Below are 1,993 nucleotides of genomic sequence, written 5' to 3' on the forward strand. Positions count from 1 at the left end.
GCTACACCGGCACCGGCATCGGCCGCGCACTCGGCCGCTTCGTCGACACGCAGTTCCGCCGTCCCGGCACCGCGACGTCCTCGTCGCGCACCGTGACCGGCTCGTTCCGCACGGCGACGGGTTCGTTCCGCACCGCCTGAGGCACCTGCCTCCACAGACTGCGAGCGGTCGTGCACCCCGGGGGTCCCCCCTCAACCCGGGTGGGGCGGCCGCTCGCTCGCGTCCTCGCCGGAGTCTCGCGCACTTCCCCCGAACGCGTCAGGGCCGCCGATGCCAGGATGGACGCATGAACGACCGCGCCGGCACCCCAGCGACCGCAGACGACCTCGTCGACCTGGACGAGCTCCTCGCCGCCTACCACGACCGAGTGCCCGACGTCTCGATCCCCGAGCAGAAGGTCGTGTTCGGCACGTCCGGACACCGCGGGTCGTCGCTCGACACCGCCTTCAACGACACCCACATCGCCGCCATCACGCAGGCGATCGTCGAGTACCGCCGCGAGCAGGGCACCGACGGCCCGCTCTTCATCGGCCGCGACACCCACGCGCTCTCCGCCCCCGCCGAGCAGACCGCTCTGCAGGTCCTGGCCGCCAACGGCGTGCGCGTGCTCGCCGACAGCGCGGACGGCTTCGTGCCGACGCCCGCGCTGAGCCACGCGATCATCCGCTACAACCGCGCCGGCAACCCGGACACGGCGGACGGCATCGTCATCACGCCGAGCCACAACCCGCCCCGCGACGGCGGCTTCAAGTACAACCCGCCGCACGGTGGCCCCGCGGACAGCGACGCCACGAGCTGGATCGCGAACCGGGCGAACGCGATCATCGAGGGCGGCAACGCCGAGGTGCAGCGCACCGAGGACGCCGAGCCCCAGCGCTACGACTTCCTCAACACGTACGTGGCCGACCTCGAGAACATCATCGACATCGCAGCGATCAAGCAGGCCGGCGTGAAGATCGGCGCCGACCCGCTCGGTGGCGCCTCGCTGCCGTACTGGAACGCCATCCGCGACCACTACGGCCTCGACCTGACCGTCGTGAACCCCGAGGTCGACCCCACGTGGGCGTTCATGACCCTCGACTGGGACGGCAAGATCCGGATGGACCCGTCGAGCCCCTCGGCGATGGCCTCGGTGCTCGCCCGCAAGGACGACTTCGACGTGCTCACCGGCAACGATGCCGACTCCGACCGGCACGGCATCGTCACGCCCGACGGCGGGCTGATGAACCCGAACCACTACCTCGCGGTCGCGATCGAGTACCTCTACGCGCACCGACCCGAGTGGCGCGACGACGCCGCGATCGGCAAGACGCTGGTGTCGTCGAGCATCATCGACCGCGTCGCCGAGTCCCTGGGCCGTCGCCTGTGGGAGGTCCCGGTCGGCTTCAAGTGGTTCGTCCCCGGCCTGATCGACGGCTCCGTGGCCTTCGGCGGCGAAGAGTCCGCAGGTGCGTCCTTCCTGCGCACCGACGGCACCGCGTGGACGACGGACAAGGACGGCATCATCCTGGCGCTCCTGGCGTCCGAGATCGTCGCCGTCACCGGCAAGACCCCGTCGCAGCTCTACGCCGAGCTGACCGAACGCTTCGGCGCCCCGGTCTACCAGCGCGTCGACGCCGCGGCCTCGAAGGAGCAGAAGGCCCGCATCGGCAAGCTCGACGGCGACGCCATCACCGCGGACACCCTGGCCGGCGACCGGATCACCGCGAAGCTGTCGAAGACCCCGGGCAACGACGCGGCCGTCGGCGGCGTGAAGGTCGTCACCGACAAGGCCTGGTTCGCCGCGCGGCCGTCGGGCACCGAGGACGTCTACAAGATCTACGCCGAGAGCTTCGTCGGGCAGGAGCACCTCGAGCAGGTGCAGCGCGAAGCCAAGGAGATCGTCGACGCGGCACTGGGCGCCTGACGCCCTCGTCGGTCGGGCTGCGGGACTCGGTTCCCGCAGCCCGACCGCCGGAACCGAACCGGGCCTCCAGGCCGTGCGCCGCAGGGG

At 71.2% G+C, this 1,993-nt stretch carries 1 protein-coding gene; it reads left to right on the plus strand.

Features of this window, described 5'->3' with window-relative positions:
* Positions 1-286: 286 nt before the first annotated feature.
* Positions 287-1,906 (plus strand): phosphoglucomutase (alpha-D-glucose-1,6-bisphosphate-dependent), encoded by a 1,620-nt coding sequence (gene pgm, locus BACI9J_RS22500; protein ID WP_159736631.1) that lies wholly within the window; start codon positions 287-289, stop codon positions 1,904-1,906.
* Positions 1,907-1,993: the final 87 nt, after the last annotated feature.

The organism is Arthrobacter sp. 9V (genome assembly GCF_902506065.1).
In the GTDB taxonomy this organism is placed as follows: Bacteria; Actinomycetota; Actinomycetes; order Actinomycetales; family Micrococcaceae; genus Arthrobacter.